Source organism: Brevundimonas sp. GCM10030266 (assembly GCF_042666595.1).
In the GTDB taxonomy this organism is placed as follows: Bacteria; Pseudomonadota; Alphaproteobacteria; order Caulobacterales; family Caulobacteraceae; genus Brevundimonas.
The window spans coordinates 364,232-387,752 of the sequence record NZ_JBHTCY010000001.1; the positions used below are offsets into that span (position 1 = coordinate 364,232).

At 68.7% G+C, this 23,521-nt stretch carries 24 protein-coding genes and 1 tRNA gene; 16 read left to right on the plus strand and 9 right to left on the minus strand.

Annotated elements, in window-relative coordinates; all coding sequences use genetic code 11:
• Positions 1–117 precede the first annotated feature (117 nt).
• The 3 genes from ACFQQC_RS01995 to ACFQQC_RS02005 all read right to left on the minus strand — a co-directional run bounded on the left by ACFQQC_RS01995 (position 118) and on the right by ACFQQC_RS02005 (position 4,401).
• Complete coding sequence (locus ACFQQC_RS01995) at positions 118–2,496, minus strand: TonB-dependent receptor domain-containing protein (RefSeq protein ID WP_376859176.1); 2,379 nt, start codon at positions 2,494–2,496, stop codon at positions 118–120.
• 378 nt (positions 2,497–2,874) lie between these two features.
• Positions 2,875–4,059, minus strand: coding sequence for an OmpA family protein (locus tag ACFQQC_RS02000; RefSeq protein WP_376859178.1), 1,185 nt, complete (start codon positions 4,057–4,059; stop codon positions 2,875–2,877).
• A gap of 156 nt (positions 4,060–4,215) precedes the next feature.
• Positions 4,216–4,401 carry a hypothetical protein gene (locus ACFQQC_RS02005; RefSeq protein ID WP_376859179.1) on the minus strand — a complete coding sequence of 62 codons (186 nt, stop codon included), beginning with the start codon at positions 4,399–4,401 and terminating at the stop codon, positions 4,216–4,218.
• 76 nt (positions 4,402–4,477) lie between these two features.
• Between ACFQQC_RS02005 and argB the strand changes: the two genes are divergently transcribed.
• From argB to dapD, 3 genes are read left to right on the plus strand one after another with little or no spacing between them, the layout of a single operon-like run.
• Entirely contained in the window at positions 4,478–5,407 is a 930-nt protein-coding gene (gene argB / locus ACFQQC_RS02010) for an acetylglutamate kinase (protein WP_376859181.1), read from the plus strand.
• Positions 5,404–6,066 carry a pyrimidine 5'-nucleotidase gene (locus ACFQQC_RS02015; protein ID WP_376859182.1) on the plus strand — a complete coding sequence of 221 codons (663 nt, stop codon included), beginning with the start codon at positions 5,404–5,406 and terminating at the stop codon, positions 6,064–6,066. Before argB ends, ACFQQC_RS02015 begins: the two co-directional genes overlap by 4 nt.
• A complete protein-coding gene (gene dapD, locus ACFQQC_RS02020; protein WP_376859184.1) occupies positions 6,063–6,923 on the plus strand; it encodes a 2,3,4,5-tetrahydropyridine-2,6-dicarboxylate N-succinyltransferase in 861 nt (286 codons plus the stop codon). Before ACFQQC_RS02015 ends, dapD begins: the two co-directional genes overlap by 4 nt.
• Before the next feature lie 147 nt (positions 6,924–7,070).
• Here the strand turns inward: dapD and ACFQQC_RS02025 are convergent, their stop codons facing one another.
• Complete coding sequence (locus tag ACFQQC_RS02025) at positions 7,071–8,360, minus strand: hypothetical protein (RefSeq protein ID WP_376859186.1); 1,290 nt, start codon at positions 8,358–8,360, stop codon at positions 7,071–7,073.
• Positions 8,361–8,578: 218 nt separating this feature from the next.
• Positions 8,579–9,808 (minus strand): PQQ-dependent sugar dehydrogenase, encoded by a 1,230-nt coding sequence (locus ACFQQC_RS02030; RefSeq protein WP_376859188.1) that lies wholly within the window; start codon positions 9,806–9,808, stop codon positions 8,579–8,581.
• A 199-nt stretch (positions 9,809–10,007) separates the two neighbouring features.
• On the opposite strand from ACFQQC_RS02030, the gene ACFQQC_RS02035 reads away from it, so the two are divergent.
• From ACFQQC_RS02035 to ACFQQC_RS02045, 3 genes are all read left to right on the plus strand, one after another.
• Positions 10,008–10,084: transfer RNA gene (locus tag ACFQQC_RS02035), tRNA-Met, on the plus strand.
• 151 nt (positions 10,085–10,235) lie between these two features.
• Complete coding sequence (locus ACFQQC_RS02040; protein WP_376859190.1) at positions 10,236–11,198, plus strand: hypothetical protein; 963 nt, start codon at positions 10,236–10,238, stop codon at positions 11,196–11,198.
• A gap of 239 nt (positions 11,199–11,437) precedes the next feature.
• Positions 11,438–11,647 (plus strand): hypothetical protein, encoded by a 210-nt coding sequence (locus ACFQQC_RS02045; RefSeq protein ID WP_376859192.1) that lies wholly within the window; start codon positions 11,438–11,440, stop codon positions 11,645–11,647.
• A gap of 10 nt (positions 11,648–11,657) precedes the next feature.
• Here the strand turns inward: ACFQQC_RS02045 and ACFQQC_RS02050 are convergent, their stop codons facing one another.
• The gene (locus ACFQQC_RS02050) at positions 11,658–12,560 is read right to left on the minus strand and encodes a LysR family transcriptional regulator (RefSeq protein ID WP_376859194.1); all 903 of its coding nucleotides are present in this window, start codon (positions 12,558–12,560) and stop codon (positions 11,658–11,660) included.
• A 122-nt stretch (positions 12,561–12,682) separates the two neighbouring features.
• On the opposite strand from ACFQQC_RS02050, the gene ACFQQC_RS02055 reads away from it, so the two are divergent.
• The 3 genes from ACFQQC_RS02055 to ACFQQC_RS02065 all read left to right on the plus strand — a co-directional run bounded on the left by ACFQQC_RS02055 (position 12,683) and on the right by ACFQQC_RS02065 (position 15,218).
• Entirely contained in the window at positions 12,683–13,747 is a 1,065-nt protein-coding gene (locus tag ACFQQC_RS02055; protein ID WP_376859196.1) for an NAD(P)-dependent alcohol dehydrogenase, read from the plus strand.
• 108 nt (positions 13,748–13,855) lie between these two features.
• Positions 13,856–14,845 (plus strand): aldo/keto reductase, encoded by a 990-nt coding sequence (locus ACFQQC_RS02060; RefSeq protein ID WP_376859198.1) that lies wholly within the window; start codon positions 13,856–13,858, stop codon positions 14,843–14,845.
• A gap of 64 nt (positions 14,846–14,909) precedes the next feature.
• Positions 14,910–15,218: a hypothetical protein gene (locus ACFQQC_RS02065; protein WP_376859200.1), complete on the plus strand. Its 309-nt coding sequence runs from the start codon at positions 14,910–14,912 to the stop codon at positions 15,216–15,218.
• Between the two features lie 4 nt (positions 15,219–15,222).
• Here the strand turns inward: ACFQQC_RS02065 and ACFQQC_RS02070 are convergent, their stop codons facing one another.
• The gene (locus ACFQQC_RS02070) at positions 15,223–15,849 is read right to left on the minus strand and encodes a TlpA family protein disulfide reductase (protein ID WP_376859202.1); all 627 of its coding nucleotides are present in this window, start codon (positions 15,847–15,849) and stop codon (positions 15,223–15,225) included.
• Here ACFQQC_RS02070 and argH point away from each other — a divergent pair.
• The 3 genes from argH to lysA are packed head-to-tail and all read left to right on the plus strand — an operon-like array spanning position 15,848 to position 18,821.
• Entirely contained in the window at positions 15,848–17,278 is a 1,431-nt protein-coding gene (gene argH, locus ACFQQC_RS02075) for an argininosuccinate lyase (protein ID WP_376859204.1), read from the plus strand. The two genes, ACFQQC_RS02070 and argH, sit on opposite strands and share 2 nt — an antisense overlap.
• A 10-nt stretch (positions 17,279–17,288) precedes the next feature.
• Positions 17,289–17,525, plus strand: a complete 237-nt coding sequence (locus tag ACFQQC_RS02080) for a hypothetical protein (RefSeq protein ID WP_376859206.1) — start codon at positions 17,289–17,291, stop codon at positions 17,523–17,525.
• Positions 17,526–17,546: 21 nt separating this feature from the next.
• Positions 17,547–18,821 (plus strand): diaminopimelate decarboxylase, encoded by a 1,275-nt coding sequence (lysA, locus tag ACFQQC_RS02085; RefSeq protein WP_376859208.1) that lies wholly within the window; start codon positions 17,547–17,549, stop codon positions 18,819–18,821.
• An 83-nt stretch (positions 18,822–18,904) separates the two neighbouring features.
• Here the strand turns inward: lysA and ACFQQC_RS02090 are convergent, their stop codons facing one another.
• Together ACFQQC_RS02090 and ACFQQC_RS02095 are read right to left on the minus strand one after the other, a co-directional pair.
• Positions 18,905–19,438 (minus strand): phosphoribosyltransferase, encoded by a 534-nt coding sequence (locus ACFQQC_RS02090; protein ID WP_376859210.1) that lies wholly within the window; start codon positions 19,436–19,438, stop codon positions 18,905–18,907.
• Entirely contained in the window at positions 19,431–20,438 is a 1,008-nt protein-coding gene (locus tag ACFQQC_RS02095) for an MJ0042-type zinc finger domain-containing protein (protein WP_376859212.1), read from the minus strand. The genes ACFQQC_RS02090 and ACFQQC_RS02095 overlap by 8 nt, the downstream gene beginning before the upstream one ends.
• Before the next feature lie 69 nt (positions 20,439–20,507).
• On the opposite strand from ACFQQC_RS02095, the gene ACFQQC_RS02100 reads away from it, so the two are divergent.
• The 4 genes from ACFQQC_RS02100 to ACFQQC_RS02115 are packed head-to-tail and all read left to right on the plus strand — an operon-like array spanning position 20,508 to position 23,454.
• Positions 20,508–21,218: a cell division ATP-binding protein FtsE gene (locus ACFQQC_RS02100; protein ID WP_376859214.1), complete on the plus strand. Its 711-nt coding sequence runs from the start codon at positions 20,508–20,510 to the stop codon at positions 21,216–21,218.
• Positions 21,215–22,096, plus strand: a complete 882-nt coding sequence (locus ACFQQC_RS02105) for a cell division protein FtsX (protein ID WP_376859216.1) — start codon at positions 21,215–21,217, stop codon at positions 22,094–22,096. Before ACFQQC_RS02100 ends, ACFQQC_RS02105 begins: the two co-directional genes overlap by 4 nt.
• Before the next feature lie 9 nt (positions 22,097–22,105).
• The gene (locus ACFQQC_RS02110) at positions 22,106–22,738 is read left to right on the plus strand and encodes a YdcF family protein (RefSeq protein ID WP_376859218.1); all 633 of its coding nucleotides are present in this window, start codon (positions 22,106–22,108) and stop codon (positions 22,736–22,738) included.
• A 2-nt stretch (positions 22,739–22,740) separates the two neighbouring features.
• Entirely contained in the window at positions 22,741–23,454 is a 714-nt protein-coding gene (locus tag ACFQQC_RS02115; protein ID WP_376859220.1) for a lysophospholipid acyltransferase family protein, read from the plus strand.
• Positions 23,455–23,521 lie beyond the last annotated feature (67 nt).

Consider the following 23,521-nt stretch of genomic DNA (forward strand, 5'->3'; position numbering starts at 1 on the left):
GAACTCGCGATACGGCGCGACCAGATAGGGGCCGGAGCCCCCCGCTGCAACCGCGCAAACGAAAGGGGCGGAGCCTTGCGGCCCCGCCCCCGGTCGTTTCAGCTCTAAGGTCTGGCCTTAGAAGGCAACGCCCAGCGTCAGCATGGCGGTGCGCGGAGCACCGACGTGGTAGGCGCCCGTGCCGTTCGGGTCGAACGTACGGATGTCAGCCAGGTAACGCTTGTCGAACAGGTTCGACACGTTCAGCTGCAGGTAGGCGTCAGCCGCCGACAGCCACGACGGGGTGTAGCGCAGGTCCATATCGACGACGGTGTAGTCCGGCGCGATTTCCGAGTTGATGTCGTTGGCGAAACGCTCGCCGACATACTTGCCCTGCAGACCGAAGACGAAGTCGGCCAGTTCGTACTGGGCGCGCAGGCCGTACTGCCACTCCGGGGTCTCGAACAGCATCTTGCCGGCAGTCGGGATCGGAGCGCCACCCGCCGTGATCGGCGGCAGGTCGTTCTTGATCTCGCTGTCCAGGTAGCTGGCCGAGGCGTACAGGCTGAAGCCGTCAACCGGCGACCAGCCGATCTGGCCGTCGATGCCCTGCAGGGTCACTTCACCCTGGTTACGGCTGTACGATTCACCTTCGACTTCGTCGAACACGCGAACGATGCGGTTCTTGTAGTCCGTCCGCCAGGCGGCGACCGAAGCGATGATCGTGCCCGACTGGTAGCGGTAGCCCAGGTCGAAGGTCTTGGTGGTTTCCGGAACCGGATCCGACTGGGTGCGGTCGTACAGGTCGTCGGTGCGCGGCGCCGAGATGCCTTCGGCGTAGCTGGTGTAGACCGACTGGTTGGGGGCGAAGCGCCAGGTCAGGCCGACGTTCGGCAGCAGGTCGTCGTACTTGCGCTCGAACGAACCCGGGACGCCGTAGATGTGGTTGGCGTTGGTCGGCGTGTTGTACGGACCCGTGATGGTCGGGAAGCGGACAGTGCCGTCAGCGGCGCTGACGACGGTCGGCGCAACGTTGGTGCAGAGCGCGTTGCTGGTGTCGCGTTGGTAGCAGTAGTTGTTCAGTTCGCGCTTGAAGAACGGGGCGCGCAGGCCGACGACCAGGTCGACGGTGTCCTCGACGAACGAGCCACGGTATTCCAGCGAGAACTGGTTCAGGGTGGCGTGCGACAGGCGGTCACGGCGGCGCAGGATGCTGCCGTCCTGCAGACGAACCGGCTCACCGTCACGACCGGCGAACCAGTTGTCGAACATGCCGTTGGTCAGATAGCCCTGCTGGCCGGTCTGGCGGTGACGGCCGAACTCGTAGGTGTAGGCCGCGCGGATCTGGTGCGAGTCGTTGATGTCCCAGATCAGCGAGGACAGCACGCTGTAGCGGTGCGTGTTGGTGATGTTCGGACGGGCCAGGGTCACCGTGGTGGCCGTGGGGGCCGCACCGGCAGCCGTGAAGACCAGGTCACCCGAACCGACGCCGCCGATCGAGTCCAGCTGAGCGCGGGTCCAGGTGTTGTTACCACCGCCGTGGGCGAGGGTGTACTGGAAGCTCGGGTCCACCGTCAGGCGCAGGCCTTCACCAAGGGTGAAGCGCGACTGGCCGCGGATGTTGCCGGTGTTCGACGGGTTGATGCCGGTCTGGGTCGAGCCCGGAACGTAGGTCGGACGGGTGTAGCCCAGGCCCTGGTTGAACTGGGCCAGCGAAACTTGCTGGTTGCCGAAGAAGTTCCGGTTCTCGTTGTAGTGACCCGACAGGCTGATGAAGTCGCCGTTGTCGCCCAGCGGCTGGTAGATGCGGCCGTTGAACTGCTTCTTGTCGACGCCGAACAGGGCGTTGAAGTGGTCATACTCGGTCTGCGAGTACGAGAACCACGCGGCGGTGCCCCACGGGCCGATCTCGCCGGTGTCGATCATGGCGAAGTAGCGGTTGAAGCTCTCGTCGCCAACCGAACCGACCAGGGTCACGCCGAAGTCCGAAGCCGGACGACGGGTCACCATGTTGATGGTGCCGCCGGTGGCCGAGGCGGTCGGGCTGTCGACTTCAGTGGTGCCCAGGTTCACGCCGATGCGCGACAGGGTTTCCGGGTCCGGCTGCTGGTTGGTGTAGATGGCGTAGTTGCCGGTGTCGTTCAGCGGAATGCCGTCGACGGTCAGCGAGATGCGGGCCGAGTCGAAGCCGCGCATGGTGACGTCACCGCCCGACGAACCGTAGGCGTCGGTGTTGGTGAAGTTGACGCCCGGGACCAGGTTGACGGCGGCCAGCGGCGTTTGGCCGGCGTTCTGCGTCTGGATGTACTGGTCGGTGACGGTGGCGGTCGAACGCGGGTTGCGCTGGGCGACGATCGCGCCGTCGATGCCGGTGCGGTTGCCGGTCACGACAACGGTGTCCAGTTCGGTGGTTTCCACCGTCTGCGAGCCGGTCGATTGGGCCGAAGCGGCGCCGGCCATGATCAGGCCGCTGAAGAGGGCGGTGGTCGCCCAGAACACGCGTTTGCGGTTCGTCATAGTCATCTATCCCCGATGAGTTGGGCGGAGGCGCCCGTGACCGGCGGCTGCCGATCGAAATCTCGCCCCCATTAGGCGCGCCTTTGTAACGTGGGACGACACTGATGTGACAGTGATATGACAAGCCGCAGGGGTGACATCCGGGACACACCTGTTGCAGCGCAGCATTTTCAGGCCCCGCGCGGGCCGGCCGCCCTGAATTGCGGGCGTTCGGAACAGTTTGCGCCTGAGCAAGACGAGAATGTGACGCTTCCCCGCCTGACGACAGGATTTGTCACAAAGCAAAACCGCCGGCCTCCTTTGGGAGACCGGCGGCTCTGTAGTCTGCGTCTGCCCCTCCGGCCCCGAGGGGCCGAAGGTTCGGATCGACTTCCGGGTTTAGCGGAAGTTGATGCCGATGGTGGCGCGACGGTTCAGCGGCTCGCGAACGCCATCGGCGGTCGGGCGGGCCAGGGCGGTTTCACCCTTGCCGTCCAGCGAGATCACGCCGCCGTTGATGCCCTGGGCGACCAGGGCGTCAGCCACGGTGCGCGCACGGCGGTTCGACAGGCCGATGTTGTACGCCGCCGAGCCCGAGGTGTCGGCGTGGCCGACGATCAGGACGCGGGTCGGGGTGCCCGACTTGGCGTAGTTGGCGGCTTGCGTCACCACCGAGCGGGCTTCGGCCGTCAGGTCCGAGCGATCCCAGTCGAAGTACACCACGAACTCACGCGCCGGCGGCACGGCCGGAGGCGCCGGCGGGGGCGGCGGGGGAGGCGGCGGAGGCGGCGGCGGCGGCGGCGGCGGCGGCGGCGGCGGCGGGGCTTCAACCTCGCCGAACGAGTAGCGCAGACCCAGGCTCAGGGTGTGGCTGTTCTCGAAACGACCGGCGAACGGACCCGTCAGCGCCTGGTTGGCGGCCGTGTTCGGCGAGACAAAGGTCTCGTACTCGAAGTTCGACAGCAGGTAGCGGTAGGTCAGGTCCAGGTGGGTGCGCTCACCGACGGCCACGGCCAGACCGGCCAGAGCCTGCGCGGCGACCTTGATCGACGTATCGTCGGCGCCGGTGGTCACGGTGCGACGGCCGCCCAGGGTGCCGAGCACTTCGGTCTCGACGCGGTTCAGACCGGCGCCCAGACCCACGAACGGACGGATCGACCACGAGGCGTCACCGAAGTCGTAGATCACGTTGGCCATCAGGCTGGTCGAGCCGAACTGGCCGTCCGGCGCCAGGCAGGGACCGGTCGACGGAGGCGTGATGTTGCACAGGCCGCTCGGCACGCCGCCGCCCGGGTTGGTCACGCGCGAGATGTCGTTGTCGTCGCGGTAGCCGCCTTCCAGCTCCACGCGCCAGTTTTCGTTGAAGCGGTAACCCAGACGGGCGAACGCCGCCCAGGAATCGTCCGTTTCAAACTCGAAACGCGGACCCGCGTTCTGCGACGTGGCCGTCGGGCCGCCGTCAAGAGTGTGGTAGCCGGCGTCAATCGCGCCGTACCAACCGTTCGGCTCGGCCGCCGCAGCGCCGGCCGACAGGGCGAGGGCCCCGGCGGCGCTGGACGCCAGAATGAAAGTCTTCACGCGCATGGTGGATGCCCTCCAGCCAGAATGAGTCAGGACGGCGCACAAGCCGCCGCTAAGCTTTCCATAACAGCCCCTTGGCGCGAGGTCGAGACGAACTGAGGCAGAACAATGTTCAGCGTGACCGCAAGGTTACAGCCGCCAGATTCGCCCCGACACCGGTCATCCGCCGCCGGTGCGCCCTGTCGCCTTGCCTGTCCCCTCGCAGACCGGACAGATTTCGCCGCTGTCCGTCACCCCGGCGCCCTGACACTCGGGACAGAGAGTCGCATCAGGGTGCTGGAGGGAGGCCGGATCGACCGGATCGGTCGGCGTCAGGTCACGATCATCGATGTCATGCGGGTTCATGGCAGCCGAACGGCCAAGCCCCGCCTCCGGTTTCATGATGACAGGGGACGGCCTTGGCATTAGGGAGCCGCTCGTGATGGACGAGAACGAACGCCAATCCGAGGAACGCGGCTGGGCCACGGCGAAGACGCTGGCCGAGGCCCTTCCGTATATCCAAGTCTATGACCGTGAGACCGTGGTCATAAAGTACGGCGGCCACGCCATGGGCGAAGTCGCTGTCGCCAAGCAGTTCGCCGCCGATGTGGTGCTGCTGAAGCTGATGGGCGTGAACCCGGTCGTTGTGCACGGCGGCGGACCGCAGATCAGCGCCATGCTGGACAAGGCCGGAGTGAAGTCGAACTTCGTCGACGGCCTGCGCGTGACCGACGGCGACACCATGGCGGTGGCCGAGATGGTCCTGTCCGGCGCCGTCAACAAGGAGATCGCCCACTGGATCACCGTCGCCGGCAAGGAAGCCGACGTGCGGGGCGTGGGCCTGTCGGGCAAGGACGCCGGCCTGCTGACGGTCGAGAAGACCCGCCGGACCAAGCGCGACCCCGACAGCATGATCGAACACGAGGTCGATCTGGGCTTCGTCGGCGAGCCGACCAGGGTGGACACCAAGCTGATCGACGGCCTGATCGGATCGGAGACCGAGGACTGGGTGCCGGTCATCGCCCCGATCGGCGTGGCCGAGGACGGCGCGACCTATAATGTGAACGCCGACACCGTGGCGGGCGCCCTGGCCGGAGAGCTGAAGGCCAAGCGGATGCTGCTGCTGACCGACGTGCCCGGGGTGAAGGGCGCGGACGGCGAGATCATCCGCCAGATGACCGTCGGCGAGGCCTCGCAGCTGATCGAGGACGGCGTCGCCACCGGCGGCATGATCCCCAAGCTGCAGACCGCCATGGCCGCCGTGCGCGCCGGCGTCGAGGCCGTGGTCATCCTGGACGGCCGCCGCCCCCATGCCATGCTGGTGGAACTGTTCACCGAGTACGGCGCCGGCACCCTGGTGAAGGCGTCTTGATCGACCTGGCGCATGTGAACACCTGGGTGTTCGACATGGATGACACCCTGTACCCGCGGGAACAGGGGCTGATGCGGCTGGTCCAGGCGCGGATCAACGCGTACGTCGTCGAGGCCGTCGGGCTGAACCCCGAGGAGGCCAGCGTGCTGCAGCGGCAGTTCCTGGACGAGCACGGCACGACCCTGGCCGGGCTGATGGCCAACTACACCATCGACGCCCCCCATTTCCTGCACGACGTCCACGACGTGCCGATGGACAGCCTTGAGCCCAATCCGAGACTGGCCGAACAGCTGCGCCGCCTGCCGGGCCGCAAGATCGTCTTCACCAATGGCGCGCGCGAGTACGCGGGCCGGGTGCTGGACCGGCTCGGTGTCGCCGACTGCTTCGACGGCCTGTTCGCCATCGAGGACGCCGACCTGACGCCCAAGCCCGAGCCCTCGACCTTCCGCAAGGTGATCGAGCGCTTCGGCTTCGAGCCCCGGCTGGCCGCCTTCTTCGAGGACACGCCGCGCAATCTGGAGCCCGCCAAGGCGCTGGGCATGACCACCATCCTGATCGGGGACGGGCACGGGAAACCACTGGGCGACCATATCGACCACATCGCCCCCGATCTGACAGACTTCCTGACCGACCTGACCTTCAAGGACGCCGCCGCATGACCGATCTGGCCCATCTCGAATCCGTCATCGAAGCCGCGTGGGAAGACCGCGCCAACGTCTCGACCTCGACCCACGGCGAGATCCGCAAGGCCGTCGAGGCCGCCCTGGCGCTGCTGGACTCGGGCGAGGCCCGCGTCGCCTCGCGCGGCGAGGACGGCGTCTGGACCACCCACCAGTGGCTGAAGAAGGCGGTGCTGCTGTCCTTCCGCCTGAACCCGAATGTCCGCATGGGCGCGCCGGTCGGCGCCACCATGGGCCTGAGTGATCCGACGCCGGGACCGTACTGGGACAAGGTGCCGACCAAATGGGGCCACTGGACCGAGGCCCATTTCGAAAAGGCCGGCTTCCGCGCCGTTCCGGGCGCCGTGGCGCGCCAAGGCGCCTACATCGCCAGGAACGTGATCCTGATGCCGTCCTTCGTGAACATCGGCGCCTATGTCGATGAAGGCTCGATGATCGACGCCTGGGCCACGGTCGGCTCCTGCGCCCAGATCGGCAAGAACGTGCACCTGTCGGGCGGCGCGGGCATCGGCGGGGTGCTGGAGCCCCTGCAGGCGAACCCGACCATCATCGAGGACGGCTGCTTCATCGGCGCCCGCGCCGAGGTGGCCGAGGGCGTGATCGTGCGCGAGGGCGCCGTGCTGGCCATGGGCGTCTATCTGTCCGCCTCGACCAAGATCGTGGACCGGGAGACCGGCGAGGTCTTCCGCGGCGAGGTTCCGGCCTACAGTGTCGTAGTGCCGGGCAGCCTGCCGGACCCGAAGGGCGGGCCGAGCCTGTACTGCGCCGTCATCGTCAAGCGCGTGGACGCCCAGACCCGCGCCAAGACCGGCGTGAACGAGCTGCTGCGCGACTGAGCCGACCTCGCACGGAATTCGCGGTCCAATTCGTCCAATTGGACCAGATTGAAGACTTTCGGGATCACCTCGGACATCGAGCTTCATGGCCCGAAGCCTAGCAGGTCGATGCGCCAAAAATGGACGCATCGACCGACGCCGCCGCGCCTATTTCGGCGTTGTCAGCGGCGGCTGGACCTGTGGCTCGGAGAGCGCCGCGACGACGGGCGCGACCGCAGGCGCGGGCGGCGGCGCGCGCAGGCCGACCGAGGCGACCCCCGTATCGACATTATAGTCGAACTGCAGCAGCGAGCGGGACGCCGCCTCATGGAGGTCCGCCGCGAGGTAGGCCCGCTCGTTGTACCGGATCCGGGCGTCCTCGATCGCCGGCAGGCTGATCCGGATCCAGTCGATCACCTGCCTCACCTCCGCATCCGAGGGCCTGACGTTTGCGGCCCGACCCACATGCGAGACCCGGGCCATGAGTTCCGGGGTCAGCACCACGCCTGATTCAACCGGCGGAGGCGGCGCGCCGACGCGGATCGGCGTCAGCGAGACCGTCATGCTGTCCAGCAGGGCGTTGGTCCGGACACGGTTCACCGCCTCCTGCGAATTCTGGCCGGAGATCAGGCTGTCCAGCGCCCGGAGCGTTCCGGAAGCGGCGCCGGTCAGGGCCGTGCCGGGCGTGGGCCTGAGCAGGACATCCGCCCGCTCCACCCGGGCGTCGAGGGCGAGGAGATCGTCGGCATAGGCGGCCGGCCAGGTGTTATCCAGGGTCTCCAGCCGCCCGGCCAGTTCGGCGATCCGCCGCTCGCCGATAGTGATCTGGGTGCAGACCTCGCTGATGCGTCGAAGGACCGGGAGGAAGGCGGCGCGATCGGCGGCATCCGGCCAGGCCTCGACCTTTCCGAGCTGGTCAAGAACCTTGCCGAGACCGCCCTCCCTGCCCTGGCTCAGAGCGCAGGGACCGTTCGGGTCTGACGCAGCCCTCAACGCGGCGCCGCGGTTCATCAGGACCATGTAGCGGTTCTCGATGAAACCCACGCCCAGATGGCCCGCCTGATACAGGTCTCCACGCGGCTTGCTGGCGGTGAAGTTCACCACCAGCAGGCTGGCGAGGGCGACATAGCCCCAGGCGGCGACGGTTCCGGCGCTTGAAGCCGTGCTCAGGGCCGCCCCCGTGCCCCCGACCCCGGCCAGTTCGGCCCCGCGGTCGTGGACGAACTGACCGCCCTCCCCGCGCGCCAGATAGAAGTTCCGCAACATGTCGGATCCGGCCAGCAGGCCGCTCCAGACCCCGACCGGGTCGGCGCCCCGTCGCTCAAAGGCCGTCAGACTGTCCCGACGCTGGTTGACGAGGAATTCGATGGCGCAGGCCCGGTTCGCCGCCGCTCCCGGCCGCCCCGGACGGATGCCGGGCCGGCTCGTCGGGCAAGGAACCTCGAATGGCGCAACCACGTCAGCGCCAGCCACAACCGTTGCGAGTGGAACCGCCGGAACGGCCAGAGGCGGCTGAACCGCGTCCTGCGCCTGAGCGGGCGACGACGCCATTACAAGCGCCGCCATTCCAACGAAAGCCGAAAGAGTTCGCATCTTCACCCCCCCCGGAGAAGAAACAACCCTAGGGTAGAATCAAGATTTGGTAAACCTTTGATATGCGAATGCGCGCGACCGGACTATTGCGTCGAGAGTCGCACCAGCTTGCCGTTGGCCTCGTCGGTGATGGCCCAGACGGCGCCGTCGGGGCCGACGGCCACGTCGCGGACGCGCTCGCCCAGGTCGGTCAGCAGATACTCCTCGCCGACGACGCGGTTGTTCTCGAGCACCAGACGCGAGATGCGCTTCTCCTTCAGGCCCGCGACCAGCAGGTTGCCGCGCCAGCCGGGGAACATGGCGCCGTCATAGTAGGCCATGCCGCCCGGGGCGATGACCGGATCCCAGTAGTAGACGGGCTGTTCCAGACCTTCACGGGCGGTGACGCCCTCGTTGATCGCGCCGCCGGCGTACTCGATGCCGTAGGCGATGATCGGCCAGCCGTAATTCACCCCGGCGCGGTCGAGGTTCAGCTCATCGCCGCCGCGGGTGCCGTGCTCGATGGTCCAGACGTCGCCGGTCGGGGTGATGGCGATGCCCTGCACATTGCGGTGACCCAGCGACCAGATCTCCGGCAGGGCGCCCTCCTGGCCGACATAGGGGTTGTCCGAGGGGACCGAACCGTCGGCGTTGATGCGGATGGTCTTGCCCATGTGCGAGCCCAGGTCCTGCGACTGCGGGCGCATGGGGCGGTCCGAACGCTCGCCCAGGGTGATGAACAGCTTGCCGTCCGGGGCGAAGGCGAGGGACGAGCCGAAATGCTTGTCGCCGTCATAGACCGGCAGGGCGCGGAAGATGACCTGCACATTCTCCAGACGGGTCCCGTCGTCCGACAGGCGGGCGCGGGCGACCGAGGTGGCGTTGCCCCCTTCACGCGGCTCGGCGTAGCTCCAGTAGATCAGACGGTCCTGGGCGAAGGTCGGGCCGACGATGACGTCCAGAAGGCCGCCCTGCCCGCGCGCCGAGACGGCCGGGAGACCGGCGATGGGCTCGCCGATCTGACCCTCGGCGGAGATGATGCGAAGGCGGCCCGGCTTTTCGCTCACCAGCCAGCGGCCGTCCGGCAGCAGGGCCAGACCCCACGGGTTCTGCAGGCCCGAAGCGACGACGGCGTGGGTCAGGGCCGCCTCGGTGCGAACGGCGGGGGCGCGGGTCTGGCCCTCGGCCGCCGGCTGCTGGGCCGGATTGTTGGCGGGGCGGGTCTCCAGAGGGGCGCCGTCCTGCGCCGCGGCGGGGGCGTCCTGCCCGGTGGCCCCGCAGGCGCCGGCGAGCGCAAGGGCGGAAACGGTGACGGCGAGGGCGATCAGGCGCATGGTCAGACTCCGGCAGAAACGGTTCGCCGCGAAACGGCTCAGCTGTCGTTACAGTTCCTGCGAAGCGCCGTCACCGGTCTGCGGCGGATCGCCCCGTTCGCCCCGGGTGCGGAAGCGACTTGATCCCGCCCCGTCTCGCCTCTATAGGCACGCCTCTTCCGGCGGTCAGACCAGTTCCCGCCGGGACTCGAGAAATCGGGGCTGGGTAGCTCAGCTGGTTAGAGCGGTGGATTCATAACCCACAGGTCGGCGGTTCGAGCCCGCCTCCAGCCACCATTTCCGACACGGTCCGTCAGGCTGACCCTTTCGCCTCCGATTGACTTCAGGAGGAAGCCCGGGCGTACCGCAATCACGGCTTGCAAGCGCGGCCATTCTCGGCTGATCCTCTCTCCGCGGCCCCGAGGTCTGACGCCGCCGGAGACCCGCTATGTCGTTCAGCGCCACCCTTGCCGCCCTTGCGCTTCTGCACGGCGGCCCGATTCAGGACGCTCCGGCCAGCCAACCGCCCGCCGCGCAGACCGCGGGTGATCCATCGCAACTCAGCGAGGTCGTGGTCCGGGGCGAGCGCGTCGCGAAGGAAGAGCTGACGGCCTACATCACCGAAATCGGCGGCGGACCGCCGCGACGTTTGATGGCGCGCTGGAACCGTCCGATCTGCATCGGAACGGCGAATGTACGGCGCGACTATGCCGAGCCCTTCATCGACCATATCGCACAGGTGGCCCTGAATGTCGGCGTGGCGGTCGACGGCCCCGGCTGCCGGGCCAACATGCTGGTGATCTTCACCAACGACGGCGCGGGTCTCGCCGCCGCCCTGGCCGAAGACAGCCCCCGGTCCTTCATCCCCGCCGAGCATCGCGGACCGCAACTGACCCCCGCGGACCTGGAGGCCTTCATCGCCAGCGACCGCCCGGTTCGTTGGTGGCATCTGTCTCAGGATGTCTCGGAGTCCACCGGACAGCCGGTGCAGATGGTCACCGTCGTCACGCCGCCGCCGGATGGGCAGGAGTACGAGGTGCCGCAGGTCGTGGTTGACCGGATGTCGCGTCTCGGCGGCGGCATGCGCGCCGACCTGCAGCAGGGGATCGTGATCGTGGACACGTCGAAGATCGGCGACACCTCCTCGTCCGCCCTGGCCGACTACACCGCCATGGTGATCCTGTCGCAGATCGACCCCGAAACCCGGGCCGCGGGTTTCCCCAGCATCCTGTCGCTGTTCTCGGAACCGCCGGGGAGCGACACCCTGACCGAATGGGACTGGTCCTATCTGCGGTCGCTCTACCGGACCCCGACCGGGCGCCCCAGCCGGAGATTCCAGGAGCGGGAGATCGCGGCGGAGATGCAGCGCCAGTTCGACCTGGACGCGCGTCGCCCCGAAGCCAGACGCTAGCCCCGCCCGCGGCGTCCGGTGCGGGGCGGTGAATGCCCGTTCCTGACGGGTGATCCGACCCCGCCGTCCGTACGTACCATCCGGCGGATGGTCGTCCTTTCTATCGGCGGGCGGCTGTCTCGGCGGTCCGTTCCGAACTTTAGCGAGCTACGGGGCGGGCCGCCGTCAGGCTGATGCAGCGACGCTTGCGTCCGCAAACCGACTTAGGAACGGGCAGGCCCTGGTGGCGTTCGGCCATCATGACACAGTTCAGACTTCACCCGGTCGAGCAGGCTTTCGAGCTCGCCAGAACCGGCCTCTACCGGAGCCGCAGCGAGATTTCGCGGGCGATGGAGAAGAGCGGCTACACCATGGCCGACGTCAACCAGCTGGAGGGCACCTCGCTGACCCGACAGCTGAACGGCCTGTGCCGCGAGGCGCAGGCGCGATTGCCGAAGACGGCGGCCTGACCCGACGACTTCAGGCGGGCGGCCCTCGATAGCGCAACGCCTCCACCAGCAGGGTGAAGGCGGGCGTCGGCTGGCGACGGCTGGGGTAATAGAGATGATACCCCGGGAAGGGCGGCCGCCAGTCCTCCAGCACGGGGATCAGCCGCCCCACGGCGATGGCCGGGGCGGCGACGTCGGCCATCAGAAAGCCCAGCCCCATTCCGGCCTCGGCGGCCTTCTGGATCAGGGCCATGTCGTTGAAGATCAGCTGGCCGTCGACGCGGACGTTCAGCTGGCGTCCGTCCTTCTCGAACTCCCACGCATAGAGGCCGCCGCGCGTCGGCAGGCGCAGGTTCATGCAGACATGGTCGTTCAGATCGTGGGGCGTGATTGGCTTCGGATGACGGGCGAACCATGAGGGGGCGCCGACCACCACCATGTTGACGTCCGGCCCGATGGGCACGGCGATCATGTCGCGCGCCACCTGTTCGCCCAGCCGCACGCCGGCGTCGAAGCGGCGCTCGACGATGTCGGCGTAACCCAGTTCGGTGGTGATCTCGACCTTCACGTCCGGATAGAGGGGCAGGAAGCGCTCGAGCGCCGGCCAGAGAATGCTGTGCGCGGCGTGCTCACCTGAGTTGATGCGGATGGTGCCGGAGGGGCGGTCGCGCAGCTCGGCCAGGGCCTCGATGCGGGTCTCGATGTCGGCGAAGGCGGGCCTCAGGGTCTCAAGCAATTTCTCGCCCGCCTCGGTGACCGAGACGCTGCGGGTGGTGCGTAGCAGCAGGCGCAGGCCCAGACGTGTCTCCAGCCGCCGGATCGTGTGGCTCAGCGCCGACGGCGACTGGCCCAGACGAAAGGCTGCCTTGGTAAACCCGCGCTCCTCCGCCACGACCAGAAAGGCGGCCAGATCGCCCAGCTCATCGCGCTTCATTGCTGAACTCCATTCACAGGTTCATGCCGATAATCGCGTCTATCGCGCGGGACAAGCGCCGACTATTTTCACCCGACACAAGGGCTCGCGACCGCTGGCCCCGACCTGCTGGAGCCCTCCCCATGAAGTCCTACGGATACGCCGCCCCCGCCGGTGACCAGCCCCTCGCACCGTTCAGCTTCGAGCGCCGTGATCCGCTGGCGACCGACGTGGCCATCGACATCCTGTACTGCGGCGTCTGCCACTCGGACCTGCACACCGCCCGCGGCGAATGGGCCGGCACCCTGTACCCCTGCTGCCCGGGCCACGAGATCGTCGGCCGCGTGAGCGCCGTCGGCGAGAAGGTCAGTCGCTTCAAGGAAGGCGATCTGGTCGGCGTCGGCTGCATGGTCGACAGCTGCCGCACCTGTCCGTCCTGCGTGGCGGGCGAGGAACAGTACTGCACCGGCACGGGCGCGGTCATGACCTACAACGGGCCGGACAAGGTCCTGGGCGGCCACACCTTCGGCGGCTACTCGAAGCATGTCGTGGTGGATCAGGACTTCGTGCTGAGCATCGGCCATGACGCCAGCCAGCTGGCCGCCGTGGCGCCGCTGCTGTGCGCCGGGATCACGACCTACTCGCCCCTGCGCCACTGGAAGGTCGGACCGGGCCAGAAGGTCGGCGTGGTCGGACTGGGCGGTCTGGGCCACATGGGGGTCAAGCTGGCCGCGGCCATGGGCGCGGAAGTCTGGGTCTTCACCACCTCGCCGGGCAAGGCGGAGGACGCCGCGCGTCTGGGCGCCAAGGGCGTGGTCCTGTCGAAGGACAAGGCCGACATGAAGGCCCACATGGGCAGCTTCGACTTCATCCTGAACACGGTGGCGGCGTCCATCAATCTGGACCCCTACGTGAGCGCCCTGAAGCGCGACGGGACGATGGTGCTGGTGGGCGTGCCCGCCGAGCCGCATCCGTCGCCGTCGGTCGGCAACCTGATCTTCGGCCGTCGCTCCATCGCCGGCTCGCTGATCGGCGGCATCGCCGAGACGCAGGAGATGCTGGACTTCTGCCGGGACAACAACATCGTCTCGGACGTCGAGATCATCCCGATCGACCAGATCGAGGCCGCCTATGAGCGCATGATCAAGGGCGATGTGAAGTATCGCTTCTCGATCGACATGGCCTCGCTGGAAGCCCCGGCGGCCTGAGCCTGACGGGCCGCTGCTCCGGCGGCGGCCCATTCCTCACACGACAGATATCAAGAACGGGACGGGCGCCCGACGATGACGCTCGCCTCCATCACAGGAGAGATGACGATGAAAACGCGTACTTTGGGCAATGGCCTTGAGGTTTCGGCCCTGGGCTTCGGCTGCATGGGGTTGAGCTTTGGCTATGGAACGGCGACAGACACGCCGACCGGAGTGAAGCTGATCCGCGAGGCCGTGGATCGCGGCGTGACCTTCTTCGACACGGCGGAAATCTATGGCCCGTGGGCCAATGAGCTGATGGTCGGAGAGGCGCTGGAGCCGGTGCGAGGTCGGGTGAAGATCGCCACCAAATTCGGCTTCGACATCACGGACGCGGGCGAACGCACTGGCGGGCTGAACAGCCGTCCGGAGCGCATTCGGCAGGTGGCGGAGGCGTCGCTGAAGCGGCTGCGGACTGACCACATCGACCTGTTCTACCAGCACCGGGTCGATCCTTCCGTGCCGATGGAGGATGTGGCCGGGACGGTTCGCGACCTGATCACCGAGGGCAAGGTCGGTCATTTCGGCCTGTCCGAAGCGGGCGTGGACGCCATCCGCCGGGCGCACGCCGTGCAGCCGGTGACGGCGCTGCAGAGCGAATATTCGCTGTTCTGGCGCGAGCCGGAGGCGGAGATCCTGCCGCTGCTGGAAGAGCTGGGCATCGGCTTCGTGCCGTTCAGCCCGCTGGGCAAGGGCTATCTGACCGGGACGATCACCCCGGACACGACCTTCGGCGCCGACGATTTCCGGGCGACCGTCCCGCGCTTCGACGCGACGAACCTGAACGCCAATTTCGCCCTGGTGGAGCAGCTGAAGGGGATCGCGGCGGACAAGGGAGCGACGCCGGCGCAGATCGCCCTGGCCTGGCTGCTGGCGCGCAATTCGTGGATCGTTCCGATCCCCGGCACCACCAAACTGCACCGGCTGGAGGAAAATCTGGGCGGGGCGACGGTTGAACTGACTCCGGCTGATCTTGAGGCCATCGAGGTGCGGCTGGGCGACATCCCGCTGACGGGGGGCCGCTACACCCCGGCGGCGCAGGCGATGATCAACCGTTAAGGTCGCAACCGGTCAGGGCGGGCCTGCGTTAACCGCACAGGTTCAACGCTGAGAGGGATCCCCCATGCGTATTCGTATCGCCGCCCTGACCGCTATCGCCGCCCTGTCGCTGGGCGCCGCCGCCTGCACCCAAGCCGAACAGGATCAGGCCCAGGCCGACGCCAACGCCGCCGCTGATGAAGCCGGCGAGGTCGCCGCCCAGGCGGGCGAAGTCATCGAGGCCGGCGCCATGAAGGCCGCCCAGGCGACCGAGGAGGCCGCTGGCAAGGCCGCGAACAAGCTTGAGGAAAATCAGGCTGAAGCCGCCGCCGAGGGCCGTCCCGGCGCCGTCGATCCGGCCACGGACGAGCGCGTCCCCGCTCCGGCCAACTAACGGCTCAGGCCGGCTCCGCCAGCAGGGCGTCGATCAGCGCCTTCGCTTCCGGGCTGGCCCAGTCCGCCTCGCCCGAGAAATGGGCGCGGATCCGCCCCTGACGGTCCAGCAGGATCGTCTGGGGCATCTTGCCCTTGCCCGGCAGTTCGAAGGGCAGCTGGAATTCCGGATCGCTGTACAGCGGCAGGGGTTCGTGGACGTCGATAAAGCTCTTCGCGTCCGCGATGGCGTCCTCGGTGGCGTCGACGTTGATGGGCAGAACCACGACGTCCTGACCGGCATAGTGCTGTGACAGCGTCGCCAGCGTGGGCATCTCGGTGCGGCAGGGCGCGCACCACATGGCCCAGAGGTTCACCACCACCACCTTGCCGCGGAAGTCCGCCAGCCGGGCGTCGGCGCCGTCCCGCGTCCTGAAGACATAGGCCGGGGCCTGTTCAAGGACCGCCGGGGTCTCCAGACGGGCGATGGTGCCGGTGGCGAAACGGGCCAGTTCGCTTTTTGCGGGCGGCTCCGGCGTTGCGGCTTTGTTGATCAGGCCCGGTTTGGCGTATAGCAGCGCCGCGCCGCCGCCGATCGCACCGATCAGCAGCACGCCCGCAACCGCGCCGATTACCGCCTTCGAGATAGCCATGTCCGACCAGACGCCCTCCGATCCCGCGACCAAAGCCCCCGGGGGCGCCAAAGGTCAAGACATGTGGGGCGGTCGCTTCTCGGCCAAACCGGCCGAAATCATGCAGGCGATCAACGTCTCAATCGGCGTGGACCAGCGCCTGTGGGCCCAGGACCTGGCCGGGTCGCGCGCGCATTGTCGCATGCTGGCCGCGCAGGGGATCATCCAGCAGGCCGACGCCGACGCCATCCTGGGCGGGCTGGACGCCATCGAGGACGAGATCCGCGGCGGCCGCTTCCCCTTCCGCGACCAGTTCGAGGACATCCACATGAATGTGGAGGCCCGTCTGAACGAGCTGATCGGCGAGCCGTCGGGCCGTCTGCACACCGCGCGCAGCCGCAATGATCAGGTGGCGACTGACTTCCGCCTGTGGGTGCGCGACGCCTGCGACCGGCAGGTGGTCCAACTGAAGGGCCTGCAGAAGGCCCTGCTGGCCCGGGCCGAGCAGCACGCCGCCGACCTGATGCCGGGCTTCACCCACCTGCAGACCGCCCAGCCGGTGACTCTGGGCCACCACCTGATGGCCTATGTCGAGATGTTCGGGCGCGACGCCTGGCGCTTCGCCGACGCCCGCACCCGGATGAACGAGAACCCGCTGGGCGCCGCGGCCCTGGCCGGGTCACCCTTCCCCATCGACCGGCACATGACCGCCTCGACGCTGGGCTTCGACCGGCCGATGGCCAACAGCCTGGACGCCGTTTCCGACCGCGACTTCGCGCTGGAAAGCCTGGCCGCCGCCTCGATCTGCGCCGGCCACCTGTCGCGTCTGGCCGAGGAGATCGTGGTGTGGATGACGCCGATGTTCGGCTTCGTCACCCTGCCGGACGACCTGACCACCGGCTCGTCGATCATGCCGCAGAAGCGCAACCCGGACGCCGCCGAACTGGTTCGCGCCAAGACGGGCCGGATCATGGGCTCGCTGGTCGCCCTTTCGACGGTGATGAAGGGCCTGCCGCTGGCCTATTCGAAGGACATGCAGGAGGACAAGCCGCCGGTGTTCGAGGCGTTCGACGCCCTCGATCTGGCGTTGGGCGCGATGACCGCCATGGTCGCCGCCCTGATCCCCAACACCGAGAAAATGGCCGCCGCCGCCGGCGCGGGCTTCTCGACCGCCACCGATCTGGCCGACTGGCTGGTGCGCGAGCTGAACCTGCCTTTCCGTCAGGCGCACCATGTGACCGGCGCCGCGGTGAAGCGGGCCGAGGCGCTGGGCGTGGGGCTGGCGCAATTGCCGCTGGAAGAATTGCAGAAGCTGCATCCCGGCGTGACCGAAGGGGTGTACAAGGTGCTGACGCCCGAGGCTTCCTGCGCCAGCCGCCAGAGCTTCGGGGGCACCGCGCCGGAACAGGTCCGGGCGCGCATCGCCGAGTGGCGCATGCGTCTGGCTTAAGGGGATCAGGATGAAAAAGCTTGTTGTCGCGGGCGTCGTCGCCCTGATCGCCGTCTCGGCCGCCGCCTGTGGCCGCATGGCCGATCTGGACGCCCCGCCGGCCAAACGCACCGAGCGCGGCATGCGCGACGCGCGCGCGCCGGGCCTGCCGGAACCGGCCACCATCAACCGTCCGAACCGCGAGCTGCCCATCGACGGCGGCCCCGGCTCCACCCCCTTCGACGGTGCGGGCAACAGCCCGCGCTGATCCTCTCCCCGGGATCCTGACTTGAACCATTTCGACCTGATCGACGGCGTTCTGCACGCCGAGGGCGTGCCCCTGCCCGTCATCGCCGAGGCCGTCGGCACACCGGTCTATGTCTATTCGACCGCCACCCTGACCCGGCACTACGGCCTGCTGCGCGGTGCGCTGGACGACCACCGGGGCGCGCTGGGCGACAGCCTGATCGCCTTCGCGGTCAAGGCCAACTCGAACCTGTCGGTGCTGGCGACCCTGGCGAAGCTGGGCTGCGGCGCGGACACGGTGTCGGAAGGCGAAATCCGCCGGGCGCTGGCGGCGGGCATTCCCGCCGACCGGATCATCTTCTCGGGCGTGGGCAAGACCGACGCCGAACTGGCCTTCGCCATCGACACCGGGGTGCGCCAGATCAATCTGGAGAGCGGCGCCGAACTGGACCGCCTGATCGCGGTGGCGGCGTCGAAGGGCGCGGCGCCGGCCGTGGCCGTGCGGGTCAATCCGAACATCGGCGCGGGCGGCCACGCCAAGATCACCACCGGGGGGGCGACCGACAAGTTCGGCGTGCCGGTCGAGGAAGCCATCGACCTGTATGTCCGCGCCACGGCCTCGCCGCATGTGACGCCCGTCGGACTGGCCTGCCACATCGGCAGCCAGATCACCGACCTGGGCCCCATGGAAGCCGCCTTCCGCACCATCCGAGGCGTGGCCGAGACCCTGCGCGACAAGGGCTGCGAGATCACCCGCCTGGACCTCGGCGGCGGGCTGGGCGTGCCGTACCATGGCCAGACGGACCTGCCCTCCATCGCCGACTACGCCTCCATGTGCGCGCGGGTTCTGGAGGGGCTGGAGGTCGAGGCGGCGTTCGAGCCGGGCCGTCTGCTGGCCGCCAATGCGGGCGTGCTGGTCAGCCGCGTCATTCAGGTGAACCAGCGCGCGGACGGGCGACGGTTCCTCGTTCTCGATGCGGGCATGAACGACCTGATGCGCCCGGCCCTGTATGACGCCTTCCACGATCTGGTCCCGGTGGAGCCGCGTGAGGGCGAGAGCGGACTGTTCGATCTGGTGGGGCCGATCTGCGAGTCGACGGACATCTTCGCCCGGGATCGCCAGCTGGCGCCGCTACAGGCCGGTGATCTGGTCGCCTTCCTGAGCGCGGGGGCGTACGGCGCGGTGCTGTCGAGCGAGTACAATTCGCGGCCGCTGGTGGCGGAAGTGCTGGTGGACGGTGATCGCTGGGCCGTGGTTCGCCCGCGTCCGAGCTATGAAGAGATGTGGGCGCGGGAGCCGAAGGCGGACTGGCTCTGAAGGTTCTAGGCTCTGGGGGTCAGGTTGCAGGGAAGCAGGTTTGGATCGCCGCCCCCAAGAACCTAACCCCTAGAGCCTGAAACCTAATCCAGCGCACACACGTCCGGCAGCCCGCGCAGGGCGCCTGCGTGATCCAGCCCGTAACCCACGAGGAACCGGTTGGGCGCATCCCAGCCGACGAAGTCGGGCTCGGGCGCGCGGGGGAGCGGCCAGGGCTTTTTGGCGAAGACGACGGTCAGGACTTCCGACGCGCCCTTTTCCTTGGCGATCCGAACAGCCTCGGCCAGCGACAGGCCGGTGTCGAAGACGTCGTCGATGATGAGCACCCGCCGGCCCTCGATGGAGCGCTGAAAGTCGGCGTAGACGTCGATCTTGCCCCGGCTGTTCTGCTCATCCCCGTAGGAAGCGAGCCAGAGGGCGTCGAAACGGACGTTGCGGCCAACGCGCGACAGGGCGCGGGTCAGGTCCGCGGCGAACCACAGGCCGCCGGTCAGCAGGACGGCGGCGACGGTCTCGTCGTCGATGACAGGGGCGATCTGCGCGGCGAGGTCGGCGACGATGCGTTGCACCTCCGCCTCGGGGAGCAGCACGGTGGGCGTCGGGGAGGTGTCAGCCATGTCCCGCCGATACCGCCCGAGGGGCGTGCGAGTCGAGAGCCCTTGAGCGACCCTGCGTCGATGTCGGCACGGCGTCGATGGGCTGAAGGTCCGCCGGAATGACCATGCCGGGCGTCAGAGCCGGGCGCAGGCTGGCCTCGCGGGCGACCGAAACCGGCTGAACGCCGTGGGCCTGCGGCGCGGCCGGAGCGGCGGGCGCGGGCCCATGGGCAGGGGCCGACGGCTCCGGCGTGTGGGACGGCGCAGGCGTGTGCGGGCGCGCCGGAGCCGGCGCATGAGCGGGTACGGCGTGGACCACGGCGGCGTCCAGAACGAAGTCGACGTCGATGCCCTGCCCCCGCGCGCCAGGATCCGGGATCACGACGGCGAAACCCTGCACCTTGCCGGGCAGGACCGGAGCGGCGTCGATGTTGACGACGGCGTGTCCGATCTCGGCGCCGTGGGCGTCCAGCAGGCTGACCCGAACGGGCGGGGCGATCCGCTCATTGTCACGCACGTTGCGAAGGGCGCCCGAGACGAGAACCTTGCCCGGATCACTGGGCATGGGCCGGGCGCTGACCGCCTCGAAATCCAGACCGGTCGGGTTCACCGTCAGACCGACGGCGGCGTAGGCGGCGGCGGTGCGCGGCGCCATCTCGACCACATCGACCCGGAACAGCCAGGCGGCGGCCAGCAGGGCGGCGAAGCCCGAGGCCACGCCCGCCCAGACCACGCCGTGGGTCGCCGCGCGGCGCAGGCGGCGCTGCTGTTCGGCGCGGGCGCGGAAGGCGCGGGGCAGCTCGGGGGCCGGGGTCTCGGCCAGTGATTCGGCGGCCGGTTCGTCCCGACGGCCGAAGCTGGCGGGTTCTTCCGGCGCGGAGGCGGACAGTTCGAGCGGTTCCTCGAGCGTGGCGCGCCAGGTGTGTTTGCAGGTCTTGCAGCGCACGGTGCGGCCGTTCGCCCCGATCGCATCGTCCGGGGTGAAATAGCTGGTGGCGCAGGACGGGCAGGTCAGTATCATAAGCGCCGACTGCGAGGCTCTTCGCCCCTCCCCCGTTCGCGGCCCGGCCGCGTACCGATCCAAGAATTGATGTCCGTTCAGCCCCGTCGCGCCGCCGATGCCGCCTCATCGCCCGCCACAGCCCGCCTTCGCGGGGTGGGGTTCGGCTATGAAGAGACGCCCGGCGTGCTGCGGGACGTTAACCTCACTTTGCCCACGGGCTCTTTCCACTTCCTTACCGGGCCGTCGGGGGCGGGGAAGTCGACGCTGCTGAAACTGCTGACGCTGGACGTCCGGCCCCAGTCGGGGACGCTGGAGCTGTTCGGCGACGAGGCCGGGAACGCGCCGCGATCCGCCGTTCCGGAATTCCGGCGGCGGATGGGCGTAGTCTTCCAGGACTTCCGCCTGCTGGACCACCTGAGCGCCTGGGAGAATGTCGCCCTGCCGCTGCGGCTGGCGGGCCTGAAGGTCCAGGATTATGCGGACGATGTGCACGAGATGCTGAACTGGGTCGGGCTGGGCCAGAAGATCGATGCGCGGCCCGCGGCCCTGTCGGGGGGCGAGAAGCAGCGGCTGGCCATCGCCCGCGCCGTGGTCACCGGGCCGGACCTGATCATCGCCGACGAGCCGACGGGCAATGTCGACGCGGCCATGGCCGGACGCCTGCTCAAGCTGTTCCAGTCGATGAACCGGCTGGGCACGACGGTGCTGATCGCCACCCATGACGCCGATCTGGCCGCCCGTTCGGGCGCGACGGTGCTGACCCTGTCCGGCGGGCGACTGACCGGAGGCGCCGCATGATCGGTCGCTTCTTCCCCCAGCGCGCGCCCATCCTGCCGCGCGACACCGGCGGCGAGCCCTGGCTGGCGGCGGTGATCGCCGTGTTGTGTTTCCTCGCCTGCCTGTCGGCGGTGGGGGCGCTGGCGGCGGACCGGGCGGCGCACGGCTGGGCGCGGGCGCTGGGCGCCGAGGCGACGGTGCAGGTGCGCCCCCGCGTCGGCGAGACCGGCGACGCCGCCGCGGCGCGCGCCGCCGAGACCCTGGCGGGGGTCGACGGCGTGGACGAGGCCGTGGCCATGGATCGCAAGACGGCGGAGGATCTGCTGCGACCGTGGGTCGGCGATGCGGTCCTGCCCGACCTGCCCCTGCCCTATCTGGTCACCGTGCGCCTGAACCGCGAGGCGCCGGCCAGTGCGGTGACGCTGAGCCGGGCCTTGGCCCAGGCGGGGGTGGACGCCAGCGTGGACGACCACAGCCTGTGGCGCGGCGAGGCCGAGCGCTCGGCGGGTCTGATCACCGTGCTGGCGGTGCTGGCCTTCCTGCTGACGGCGGGCGCGGCGGGCGCGGCGGTGGCCTATGCGACACGCGCCGGAATGGCGGCGCAGGCGGCGGTGATCCAGACGCTCAGCCTGAACGGCGCCTCGGACAACCGGATCGCGGGCCTGTTCCAGCGCCGCTATGGACTGCTGGCGGCGGGCGCCGGCGCGGCGGGGGCGCTGGCGGCCATGCTGGCGACATCGGCCCTGCGCCTGCTGGGTGGAAGCGAAGGGCTGTCACCGGCCCTGCCCGTCGCCTGGAGCGATATTCTGCTGCTCTCGCCATGTCCGCTGCTGGCCGCTACGGTGGCGCTTGTCGCCGCGCGCTTCACGGCGCTGGCGCGGCTCAGGGGGCATGGGTAAGCTAAGGGCATGAAGTTTCTGACTTTCATCGCCATTCTGGTGCTGATCTGGCTGATCGGCCTGTTCGTCTTCGCCGAACGGGTTCGCGGCTACACGCCCGCCGACGAGCCTGCGCGCGCCGACGCCATCGTGGCCTTGACCGGACCGTCGGCCGAGCGCGTCAACGCCGCCATCCGCCTGCTGGAGCAGGACAAGGGCGAGCGGGTGCTGATCTCGGGCGTGAACCGCGAGGTCCGCCGTCAGGAACTGCGCGCCCTCACCCCGGGGTCGAGCCGTCTGTTCAACTGCTGCGTCGATCTGGGCTTCGAGGCCGAGGACACCGTCGGCAACGCCCAGGAGATCGCGGCCTGGGCCGACGCCAAGGGCTATGAAAGCCTGATCGTGGTCACCTCGGACTACCACATGGCCCGCGCCCTGACCGAGATTCGCGCCGCGGCGCCGGGGGTCAAGCTGACCGCCTATGCCGTGGAGACGCCGTCGCTGGACAATTCGCGCTGGTGGCGGGCCGCCGTCACCGCCCGCCGGATGACGCTGGAATACATGAAATACCTCGCCGCCCTGGGCCGCGTCGCCGTGAACAAGCTCACCGGCGAGGGACGTCCGGCGACCGCCGGGGACGCGCCGCAAGAAAAGGCCGCCTGATCGTGCAGACCCTGCGTTCATTGCTGTTCACCCTGTGGCTCTACCTGTCGATGGTGGTGTTCGCCGTCGGCCTGTCACCAGCCCTGCTGATGCCGCACAGACAGGCGAGGGGCGTGGTCAAGCTGTGGGCCCGGTTCGTGCTGTTCGGCCTGCGCTGGATCGCCGGGGTGAAGGTCGAGTTCCGGGGCTTGGAGCATCGCCCGACCGGCCCGGCCCTGATCGCGCCCAAGCATCAGGGGATGCTGGATGTGGTCGCGCCCTTCGCCATCCTCGACGACCCCTGCTTCGTGCTGAAGAAGGAGCTGATGATCCTGCCCTTCTTCGGCTGGTTCGCCTGGAAGACGAAGATGATCCCGGTCGATCGTTCGGCGGGCTCGACCGCGCTCAAGACCATGGTCAAACAGGCCCGCGCGCGACTGGCCGAGAACCGCCAGATCGTCATCTTCCCGGAAGGCACTCGCGCCCCGGTCGGCGCCGAGCCGGACTACAAGCCGGGCGTGGCGGCCATCTATCGCGACCTCGACGTGCCCTGCTGGCCGGTCGCCACCAACTCCGGCGTCCACTGGCCCGCCCATGGCTTCATGCGCCACAAGGGCACGGTGGTGTTCGAGTTCCTGGAGCCCATCCCGGCCGGCCTGAAACGCGCCGAGTTCATGAAGCGGCTGGAAGAGAGTGTGGAGACGGCTTCGGCGGCGCTGGTGAAGCCCACGGTCTGACCCCGGGCCCGGCGTGGCCGGAAAGCCTCACGGCGTCAACGATCATGGGTTCGGCGGGAGCCGAAGG

Coding starts and splice junctions, on each gene's coding strand:
- ACFQQC_RS01995 (WP_376859176.1), bottom strand. CDS start 2,496: ATGACGAACCGCAAACGCGTGTTCTGGGCGACCACCGCCCTCTTCAGC.
- ACFQQC_RS02000 (WP_376859178.1), bottom strand. CDS start 4,059: ATGCGCGTGAAGACTTTCATTCTGGCGTCCAGCGCCGCCGGGGCCCTC.
- ACFQQC_RS02005 (WP_376859179.1), bottom strand. CDS start 4,401: ATGAACCCGCATGACATCGATGATCGTGACCTGACGCCGACCGATCCG.
- argB (WP_376859181.1), top strand. CDS start 4,478: ATGGACGAGAACGAACGCCAATCCGAGGAACGCGGCTGGGCCACGGCG.
- dapD (WP_376859184.1), top strand. CDS start 6,063: ATGACCGATCTGGCCCATCTCGAATCCGTCATCGAAGCCGCGTGGGAA.
- ACFQQC_RS02030 (WP_376859188.1), bottom strand. CDS start 9,808: ATGCGCCTGATCGCCCTCGCCGTCACCGTTTCCGCCCTTGCGCTCGCC.
- ACFQQC_RS02040 (WP_376859190.1), top strand. CDS start 10,236: ATGTCGTTCAGCGCCACCCTTGCCGCCCTTGCGCTTCTGCACGGCGGC.
- ACFQQC_RS02045 (WP_376859192.1), top strand. CDS start 11,438: ATGACACAGTTCAGACTTCACCCGGTCGAGCAGGCTTTCGAGCTCGCC.
- ACFQQC_RS02050 (WP_376859194.1), bottom strand. CDS start 12,560: ATGAAGCGCGATGAGCTGGGCGATCTGGCCGCCTTTCTGGTCGTGGCG.
- ACFQQC_RS02055 (WP_376859196.1), top strand. CDS start 12,683: ATGAAGTCCTACGGATACGCCGCCCCCGCCGGTGACCAGCCCCTCGCA.
- ACFQQC_RS02060 (WP_376859198.1), top strand. CDS start 13,856: ATGAAAACGCGTACTTTGGGCAATGGCCTTGAGGTTTCGGCCCTGGGC.
- ACFQQC_RS02065 (WP_376859200.1), top strand. CDS start 14,910: ATGCGTATTCGTATCGCCGCCCTGACCGCTATCGCCGCCCTGTCGCTG.
- argH (WP_376859204.1), top strand. CDS start 15,848: ATGTCCGACCAGACGCCCTCCGATCCCGCGACCAAAGCCCCCGGGGGC.
- ACFQQC_RS02070 (WP_376859202.1), bottom strand. CDS start 15,849: ATGGCTATCTCGAAGGCGGTAATCGGCGCGGTTGCGGGCGTGCTGCTG.
- ACFQQC_RS02080 (WP_376859206.1), top strand. CDS start 17,289: ATGAAAAAGCTTGTTGTCGCGGGCGTCGTCGCCCTGATCGCCGTCTCG.
- ACFQQC_RS02090 (WP_376859210.1), bottom strand. CDS start 19,438: ATGGCTGACACCTCCCCGACGCCCACCGTGCTGCTCCCCGAGGCGGAG.
- ACFQQC_RS02095 (WP_376859212.1), bottom strand. CDS start 20,438: ATGATACTGACCTGCCCGTCCTGCGCCACCAGCTATTTCACCCCGGAC.
- ACFQQC_RS02100 (WP_376859214.1), top strand. CDS start 20,508: ATGTCCGTTCAGCCCCGTCGCGCCGCCGATGCCGCCTCATCGCCCGCC.
- ACFQQC_RS02105 (WP_376859216.1), top strand. CDS start 21,215: ATGATCGGTCGCTTCTTCCCCCAGCGCGCGCCCATCCTGCCGCGCGAC.
- ACFQQC_RS02110 (WP_376859218.1), top strand. CDS start 22,106: ATGAAGTTTCTGACTTTCATCGCCATTCTGGTGCTGATCTGGCTGATC.